Raw genomic sequence first — 9453 nt, forward strand, 5'->3', positions numbered from 1 at the left:
GTTATGTTGATTCTGCTATAAGATTGCCCGGCCGGGTCAGTTTGCCCTGATCATCCGTACCGGCCGCCAGCACCCCGTTCTGATGACTGACGAATGAGGCACTGTGGAGATTAAGATGACGGCCTGCCCGTACTTTTCCGGCATTATCGAAAGCATCACGGGCTTTGAGCGTGATATCGCCACCCGAAGTGATATTGCCTGAATGATTAAACGCGCCTTCATTCTCAATATGGACAGACTCGGAAGCCGTGATAGTGCCCTGGTTGCTCAGTTTGCCCTGACTCTGGATCTTCAACGTCCCCGACGGCTTTTTATCACTCCCCGCAGCCAGCTTACCCGCTGTCTGGTTGTCTACATCGGCACTGTGGATATCAAGGAGATGACCCGCCAGCACCTTGCCCTGATTGGTCAGATTGCCCGGGGTGGTGATCCTGATATCATGGTCAGCGCTTATCTCCCCCCGGTTCTCCAGCGCGGCCTGATTATCAAGGGTGATATCATCCGACGCCGTTATCACCCCCTGATTGACCAGTTGACCGCGACTGTCGATGATAAGATTGCCCGGCCGGGTCAGGTTACCCTGCGCATCCGTGCCGGCCGCCAGCATCCCCTTCTGATGACTGACTAATGAGGCACTGTGGAGAGTAAGGTGACGGCCGGCCAGTACTTTTCCGGCATTATCGAAAGCATCACGGGCTTTGAGCGTAATATCGCCTGAGTGATTAAACGCACCTTCATGCTCAATATGGACAGACTCGGAAGCGGTGGTGATAATGCCCTGGTTGTCCAGTTTGCCCTGACTCTGGATCTTCAACGTCCCCGGCTGCTTTTTATCTATACCCGCGGCCAGCTTACCCGTTTTTTGGTTGTTTACATCGGCACTGTGGATATCCAGGAGATGACCGGCCAGCACCTTGCCCTGATTGGTCAGATTACCCGGGGTGGTGATCTTAATATCACGATCAGCACTTATCTCCCCCTGGTTCTCCAGCGCGGCCTGATTATCAATAGTGATATCATCCGACGCCGTCATCACCCCCTGATTGACCAGCGTGCCGCGACTGTTGATGATAAGATTGCCCGGCCGGGTCAGGTTGCCCTGATCATCCGTCCCCGCCGCCAGCACCCCGGTCTGATGGCTGACTAATGAAGCACTGTGGATATCCAGATGGCGGCCAGCCCGCATTTTCCCCTGATTATCGAGGTGATCCCGCACTTTTAGCGTGATATCGCCACCGGCGGTGATATCCCCTGAGTGGCTGAAAGCCCCTTCATGCTGAATATGAAGGGTATCGGACGCACTGATAATACCGTGGTTATCCAGTTTACCCTGACTCTGGATCTTCAGCTTGCCCGGCTGCGTTTTATTTATCCCCGCCGCCAGTACGCCGTGCTGGCCACTTTCTAAAGAGGCACTGTGGATATCGAGGTTGTGGCCAGCCAATACCTTACCCTGATTGGTCAGCTTTCCGGGCGTGGTGATCCTGATATTGTGGTCAGCGTTTATCTCGCCCTGATTATCCAGCGTCGCCAGCTCTTCGATAACAATATCTTCCGTGGCGGTCATCATCCCCTGATTCACCAGCTGACCCCGGCTGTTGAGCGTCAGTTTGCCCGGTTGCGCTTTATTCGTTCCCGCAGACAGTAACCCGTTTTGACCGCTCTCTAAAGAGGCACTCTGGATAGCGAGATGGTGACCGGCCAACATTTTACCCTGGTTGGCCAACGCGCCCGGGGTGTTTATCGTCATCGCTTTCCCGGCGCTGATATCTCCGGCGTTAGTTAACGCCGCTTTATTCTGAATGTTGATAGTGTCTGACGCGGTCACAATCCCGTGATTATCCAGTTTCCCCCTGATATCCAGCGTCAGGTTACCCGGCTGAGTTAATTTGCCGTCTTTGTCCGCGCCGGCGGCCAGTACAGGGGGTTGCTGGCGATCAGCGGGCCGTTGCACATTTTGATGGCTTGCCAGCGAAGCACTGTGGATATCAAGGTGACGACCGGCCAACATCCGGCCCTGGTTATCCAGGTGATCACGGGTGTTGACGGTAATATCCTGAACCGCCGTGATATCGCCCTGATTGATGAAATTCCCTTGATTCTTAATCTTCACCTCAAGAGAGGCGTCTATTGTCCCGCTGTTGGCAAGGTGACCACCACTGTTGAGTTTCAGGCTGCCCGGTTTATTGTTGCCTGCCGATAGCCGCCCCTGATTCGTTAAATCGCCCTGATTATCGACAGTCAGGTTATCCGATGCCGCTATCGTGCCTGTATTGGTGAGGAGACCGCTGCTCTCAATGGTCAGGGTGCCGGATTGTGTCCACTTACCTTCTTTATCGACACCCGCCGTGATATCTCCCTGATTCTCCAACGCACCCGAATTATCGATAGTCACATCAGCAGACGCCGTTATGACACCGCTGTTCGTCAGTTTGCCCTGGCTATCCAGCGTCAGATTGCCGGCCTGCGCCCCTAACTGCCCGGCATTGCGTACCCCGACGCCCTGTTCGGTGCCGACCAGCTTGATTTTGTTGGCATACATGCCACCGACCGCCGCCACATCCAGACTGAATGCCGGTTTATTCTTCTGGCTCTCTGACAGAATTTCAGTCACATTGCCCTGGACATCCACCCGGTTGCGCCCGGTCGTCACGGTTAAATGGCTGGCGTGGAGTCTGGCATTAATATTGACGGCGCGGCCAATCAGACGGGTATAATCACTGCCGGTATCATTCAGCCCTTTACCTTCCACGCTGATGAGTCCCTGATGCGCCTCGTCCACTTCAAACCCTTTCAGGCGCCCGCCTTCCAGCAGGGTTTTCCCCGCCGCCAGCGTGGTCTGGCTGGCATTGATAAAACCACAACCCTGACAGGTGATGCCTGCCGGGTTAGCAATAATGACGTCCGCCCGTTGACCGGCGACTTCAATAAAACCATTCAGTTGGCTGGGGTTGCGGCTGTTCACTTCATTGAGGATGATTTTCGCTTCGCCCCGGGCTAACCACGGGTTCGCGGTGATAAGACCACCCAGTTCAGTTTGGGTGTTGACGCTGCTGTTATTGAGGATGGCTCCCCGCTGTGCCACATCAAACTGGCTGTACTGGTTGCGGGAAACCCCGTCACCATTCGGCGTCTGGATATTGATTTGGGGCAGGCCGTTGGCCGTGGAAATCACGGAGGGCTGCTGCGTACCGGGCGCATTGTTGTCCGCCACAATGCTGGCCTGTGCCCCCAGGCTGACCAGTCCCAGCGCCAGTGAGACCCCGAACACCAAGGGGGTTAAGGCCACACGGGCTGACGACAATGAAAGCACCGATATTCTGTCCCGTGCCTGTCCGGCCGTGTGGCTGCTGACTAACTCAGACACCACCATCAGCATCTGACGGGTTTTATTAAAAATCACACGGTAGCAATGTTTATTCATCGCGCAGTCCCTCTTTCAGGTAAGTCTACGGTCAGGGGATAGTCATCCCACCATGTGGCGGCCTGTTCACGGCTGACGCCGGTCCCTCGAAAACGGATCACCTGCGCTCCACGTGTTGAACCTTTGTGATAAAGCGCCCGGACACACTGATAAGGAAAAATGTCATGTCTGATGAAATCCGCCATGACACGGTTGTGCCCAAACGGCGCTATCCAGTCCACAATCCAGAGCCGTGCGCCCCGGTTCGATGCCAGGCGGCGATTATCCCCGTCATCCGTCGTCAGGTAATGGCGTTCGGTCTCTTCATCAAACCGTGACCAGCTCAGGTAAAACACCGGCTGGCCCTGCTGACTGACCAGCACATACTGCTGGGCTTTAATAAACGGCAGAAGCAGGGTGGCAAGCGAACTTATCGGCGCATCCCGGTGCAAAGGCGAGTGCATCCACAGCCAGGTTGCAGCCCCCAGCATCTCTGTATCATTGTCGTGCCCGCCCAGGATCAGGGGGGCACGCACGTCATAATCACCGATTAACATTTTTGTCCCCCCTCAGTACTGCCAGTTCAGGCTGAAATTGACGTGGGCAGCGTCGGTTTTAAACCCCTCCGGTTTGGAAAACGGCGTACCGACCGACACGTCATAGGCCAGATTTGCCGGGCGGATATGGCCTTTCAGACCGACAACGCCCCCGGCCAGTGTGCGCCCGATAATCGTTTCTGACCCATGTCCGCCGACCCGGCCGTAATCCGCCCCCAGATAAAGCTGTTGATCCGGCAACGGGGTCTGCCATGACAGGGTATTGCGCAGCGTCCAGCCTTCATCGGCGCTCAGCGTGCGTTCCCCGTCAAAGCCGCGCACCGTCCAGCGGCTGCCGATACTGAACTGATCCTGCGGTGTCAGCGGGGTATGACTCCATTGCTTCTGGTATTCAACCTTGTGCTGAAAGGACTGGCGGCCCAGCTTAAAGGGCGTATTCAGTGCCACCGATAACTGGACAATTTCTGATTTTGCCGTGACATAATAGGGATCGCTTTTATTGTATCGCTCTTCCCAGGCAGGCAGCGCCCCAAACCAGCGGGTGCCTTGCTGGTAACGCACCCCGGCATCCAGTACGGCGGTGCCGATATAATGGCGGTGATCCAGCCCCAGGCTCCAGCTGCTGGTGCGGCGTTTCTGGATAGCAATTTCGGTCTGTTTCATGAAATTGCGGGTTTCACGCACATTCACACCATAAGTTAATGTGGTTTTTGAACGGGCATTACGATGCAGGACACGGCTTAATTGCGCGTTCAGGCTGCGGCTTTTTCCGCGATATCGGGCATCCCCGTTGAGTTCCGGTACGGTTTGCATATAGTGGTATTTGCTGCCGGTGACCGCAAACTGCCAGTAACCGAACGGCACCGAATAATGCGCGGTATAGTTGGTGGAGTCCTTGCGGTGGGAAAACGCCAAATCCCGGCTCAGGGAGAGATAAAACAGGTCGCTCAGCGACGTCGGGTTATCCAGCGCCAGCATCAGCCCGCCCTGCGTCTGCCCGGTGGTTTTGGTCCCGCTGTTATCGACCCAGGCCCCGACATGCCAGAAACGCGACTGCTGGCGTTTGATCAGGATATCGCTCTCACCCGGCTGCTCACCCGGCATCAGCTCCATGGAGGCCTGAACATTAGGGATACGTTGAAGGTTTTCAAGGCCTTGTTCGATATCACGCAGATCTAATACATTGCCCTCATGGGCCGGCATCGCCGTATACAGCGTCGCGTATGTATCCGACGCCTCGGTATAGCGCACCTGCCGGATTTTGCCGGCAACAACATTGAGTTTCAGTTCACCCTGACTCAAATCCTGCTCCGGCGCCAGAATGCGGGTGGTCACCCAGCCGTGGGAAATCAGCCGGTTCTGCATCGTGCTCATCAGGAGGCCAATCCCCTGCGCCCCCAGACAGAGCCCATTGGCCTGATCCGCCAGCCGTTGCAATGGCAACCAGTGCGGCAACGCTGCCTGACCGGACAGCGTCACGTGATGGATCACAAAACAGGGCGATTCGGGGGGAAATTTCAATGCAGATGGGGATACCGTTTCATCCGAAAGCCGCACCGTCGGTGCCCTGGCTTCCAAACGCTGTTCCAGTGCCTGTTGCTGCTGTTTTTGATGAATAAAGGGTTGGTCATCTGCCTGCACAGGGTGAATAGCCAATACAGCCCATCCGGCCAACCCTGCGAACAGGTTGCTGCGCGTTACCGTTGCCATAATTGAACCAATAGAATACTTAATTATTATTGAATGATTTTGGGATAAATATGAGACAGGGTATTATGGTCGAAATTGTTTTATTTTCAATCAACCCGATCGACAGATGATCAAAAAAACGGATATTTAGACTAATCAACTGTAATTACGCAACAAAACAGCAATAAATTAACATTCATTAGACATATCAGGGATAACATTAAGCATATTCATCTGCATTTTTCCTGCTGCAAAAACAAAAGCACGACAAATATGATGAAGAAAAGTAATAAGTAGCACGTTTTTCAGAGTATTCTGACGGAACAACGCTCCCCGCTTTATGACAAAAACGTGTCTCACTACTTTCCCTTCGACAACATCTTCTGCATCACCATCTGCCCGAACATACCGGCTGACTGCCTGACCTGTCCCACGCCCTGGCTCATCATGCCTGCCATATCGCCCATTCGCACCCCGGCCCACGCTAATGCGCCCAGCCAGACCATCGGCAGCACAATAAACAACGTGCCCATCACCAGCCCCATAATCAAATCGTCCGAGGTGTTCTGAATGCCTGCCAGATTAAACAGGCTATGAGTGTCTGAGCCGTACAGCGCGTCCAGTAAATAGCTGTCCAGCCAGCGGGCGGTTTCCCACCAGAAGGTCAGGAAATTCAAAGAAAATAGAGCAAACGTCAGTGTGAGTACCGTCTTAAATTCATAGGCGGCAAACAGCAGGATCAACGGGATCAGGATATACAACGCCATCAGGATCACCGCCTGCATCATGGGTAAAGCCTGGCGTACCGCATCAAACATCGGAGTACTGATTAATCCCCCTAATACGGTTCCCGCCGCCGCACCGACCCGGTTGGAACCGTCCCAGACCGTAAAATCCTCGTTGCCCCCATAGCCCGCATACACATAGCCTTCCTGAGATACGGTCAGATTCACCGGGCTGACCAGACGGCGGATCACCGTCTCTTTATATTCGCGGGTTTCTTTGCCCAGCATTTTGAGGGCGGCCGACAGACGCAGCCATAATCCCGGATTAGCCTGAGCCAATACCCGGGCCTCCAGTCCGGTTTTGGGGGTTGACCACCAGACCTGACAGGTGGGATAACCGCCCTGCCCGGTATTGGGTCGGCCACTGTCCCGGCTTTCATTCCACGGAAATGGCGCCCTGGGCGTTCGGGATTGCAGGGTGTGGTAATCGCCGGATAAGAAGGTGCGACTGCCCAGCCATTCAATATCATGCAGTGTGGCCGGATCGGTGGTTTGTCCCTGATCCCGTTGTTTCCACTGATACAACGCCAGTGCGTAACAGTCATTAGTGAAATCCTGTAACTCGGCAGCCAGTGCCGGGTGACGGATACGGGTATGCTGCACCTCAAAACGCAGCTGCCTTAAATCCGGCCGGCAGGGAATAGAGGCCACCGCGGCCTGTGTCAGCCCCTTTGACAGCCGGTGTACCACGGCCCACCAGAGGGGCACCGCCGCCGTCTGATTATTCAGGCTGGCGATCACTGGTGCATAACCACTTTTATCCGGTGCCTGCGGTGTCCAGGTGCCACAACTTTTGGCGCGGGACGGGTCATACTGAAGGGTAGTGAGGCTGACATTGACCAGCGGCACACAGCACACCACCATCACGAAAAAGGCGCTGTACAGGGTATTTTCAATCCGGGCCAGTGACTGTAACCCACCACTGCCCTCCTCTTCGCCACACTCTCTTACTTTCAGCCAGAGCGCAATGACCTTTATCACCAGAGGCAGGGTAAACAGCCCCGTCGCAATCAGAATTTGCCATAACCCGTTATTGACCACCCAGCCGAGCAGGGTCAGAAAGTATTCCAGATAGCTGTTGGTGGTCATTGCGTTACCTCAATCGTGCCTGACAGGGCATATTCACCCAGCACAATAAACAGCAGGCTGACTACCATCATGCGTATCAACAGTATCAACCAGGCGCAACGGCAGGATAAATTCCACAGAGGAGACAACTGGCTGCTCACCCACTTCTGCGGTGACCGAAGCCTGTCCAGCATGACGACTGACAAGGATTGCGGTTGCCTTTCCCTGACGGTCTGTCCTGTCTTCTGCAAAAATTATCTCGCCAAGATTGCCAGACCAGTCAACCGCTTTATCCGCAAGCCCCTGCCCATGAATATCGGTGACGGTGACAGTAAAAGTTACCCGATCTTCGCCATCCGCCGTGGCACGGGTTTTATTGACCCGAAGGGTGGGTAACAGGATTTCATCAAAGGTGACAATAGGGGCGGCCACTTTATTATCGCCGACCTGGATCTGCACCTGGTGATCTCCTGCAAATGTACTGCTCAATTGAACCTGCACTTGTCCCTGATTATCAGTTTGCGCCCGTTCTGAGGACAACACACCGTGATCCGTTTGCCAAATGACTGACTGATTTTCCACAGATAGCCCCAGCGAGTCTTTCACCGTGGCGGTCAACACCACGGTATCCTAGCCATCACCTTTCGCCCTGATTTTGTCCACCGTGATCGCGGGTTTCAGCCGGCGTTCAAACGTCACCGGAGCGGCATAAAGGTTTTTTCCCGCCACCTCGGCTTTCACCGTTACCCTCCCTGCGGTACGACTGACTAACCGGGCGGTCGCTTCTCCCTGACTGTTTGTCTGCTCTTGCCTGTCCAGCAGTTGCCCGTTATCCGCTGACCATTGTACTTCGCTGTGGGCAACGGGTTGATCTGCTGCATCGCGCACGTTCACCGTATAAAGGATGTTGTCCTGACCATCGGCAATAGCGGTTGGTTTGTTCGCCTGAAGCGTATGCGTTAGCGAGGCAATAAAGCGAATCAGAGAAGACATCACCGTTTCACTGCCAACCGCCACCGTCACGTCTGCATTTCCTGATGCTTTGCTGGTTAAATAAGCCGTGGCCTGCCCTTTTGCATCAGTCATTAATGAAAATGCGGAGAACTGACCAAGGCGGGTCTGCCAGCCAACAGCCTGATTGGGTACAGGTTGACCACCGGCGTTTTTAACCGTGACAGTCAAGGTTGCCCTTGATTTTCCATCCGCCTTAACGCTGTGCTTATCAACAGTGATTTCGGGGATCAGCACTGCATCAAACTGTGCCGAAGGTGCAATGACAGCCTCTTCATCCACGGTAACATGTACCGCATGCAGCCCCTGCTGACGGCTGCGCAGTACGACCGAGGCCTGCCCCTGCGCATCCGTGTCCTGTCGGGTTTGGGACAATTCTCCCTTGTCACTTGACCAGATAACGGCCTGATTGGGAATGGGAGCGCCCTCCTGATCGGTGACAAGAACGGTATAGCTCACACGGTCATGACCATCGGCTTTGGCCTGCATTTTATTTGCTGTCACCTTCAATCGCTTTTCGGTCGGCAAGCTCACTATCAGGATTTCTGCCCGGTTGGAGTGATTACCCCGGCTGTCGATGGCTATTCCCGAAAGCCGAACGGGGTTTTTCGTGGTTTTAGGCAACCGTAACGTCACTTTATCCGGCCGTTGATCAAGCATTTTCCCGCCCGCTTTCTGTAATTCAGCCGTATCCAGCTCTAAACGTGCCAGGGGATATTTGGATTGGATAATCGGTACAAAGGTCACTTCCTTCCCTTCATACCCATTAATGGATGCGGGGAACACCAGTGTCAGCAGTGTTTGCTTCTGATAATCCAGCACCATATCGTTGCGGCGGTTCACAAAATCCAACTGACTGGCTCTCAGGCTGCGCAGTGGCGCGACCGCGTTTGGATCAAACTGTTGGCTGAGCGGAACACCCAACCGATAATTGAGGTTC

The 9453-nt window shown here is 54.5% G+C and carries 6 protein-coding genes; all 6 read right to left on the bottom strand.

Translation table 11 applies throughout. The features are described from left to right. Nucleotide 1: 1 nt before the first annotated feature. Nucleotides 2-3424, bottom strand: a complete 3423-nt coding sequence (locus tag ABLA76_RS12140) for a filamentous hemagglutinin N-terminal domain-containing protein (protein ID WP_348988113.1) — start codon at nt 3422-3424, stop codon at nt 2-4. After that, on the bottom strand, nt 3421-3939 hold the full coding sequence (locus ABLA76_RS12145; RefSeq protein WP_348988114.1) for a toxin-activating lysine-acyltransferase: 519 nt from the start codon (nt 3937-3939) through the stop codon (nt 3421-3423). The genes ABLA76_RS12140 and ABLA76_RS12145 overlap by 4 nt, the downstream gene beginning before the upstream one ends. A 33-nt stretch (nt 3940-3972) precedes the next feature. After that, nucleotides 3973-5670, bottom strand: a complete 1698-nt coding sequence (locus ABLA76_RS12150; RefSeq protein ID WP_348988115.1) for a ShlB/FhaC/HecB family hemolysin secretion/activation protein — start codon at nt 5668-5670, stop codon at nt 3973-3975. Nucleotides 5671-6008: 338 nt separating this feature from the next. Beyond that, on the bottom strand, nt 6009-7523 hold the full coding sequence (locus ABLA76_RS12155; RefSeq protein ID WP_348988116.1) for a conjugal transfer protein TraG N-terminal domain-containing protein: 1515 nt from the start codon (nt 7521-7523) through the stop codon (nt 6009-6011). A gap of 33 nt (nt 7524-7556) precedes the next feature. Continuing rightward, entirely contained in the window at nt 7557-8123 is a 567-nt protein-coding gene (locus ABLA76_RS12160) for an Ig-like domain-containing protein (RefSeq protein WP_348988117.1), read from the bottom strand. 9 nt (nt 8124-8132) lie between these two features. Beyond that, nucleotides 8133-9453 (bottom strand): Ig-like domain-containing protein (locus ABLA76_RS12165; protein ID WP_348988118.1); only part of this gene is annotated, 1321 nt, incomplete at its 5' end.

Source organism: Xenorhabdus sp. SGI240 (assembly GCF_040081915.1).
Lineage (GTDB): Bacteria > Pseudomonadota > Gammaproteobacteria > Enterobacterales > Enterobacteriaceae > Xenorhabdus > Xenorhabdus bakwenae.

What these genes read in the sequence shown, in the direction of transcription:
- ABLA76_RS12155 (WP_348988116.1), bottom strand. Translation starts at nt 7,523, where the DNA reads ATGACCACCAACAGCTATCTGGAATACTTTCTGACCCTGCTCGGCTGG.
- ABLA76_RS12140 (WP_348988113.1), bottom strand. Translation starts at nt 3,424, where the DNA reads ATGAATAAACATTGCTACCGTGTGATTTTTAATAAAACCCGTCAGATG.
- ABLA76_RS12150 (WP_348988115.1), bottom strand. Translation starts at nt 5,670, where the DNA reads ATGGCAACGGTAACGCGCAGCAACCTGTTCGCAGGGTTGGCCGGATGG.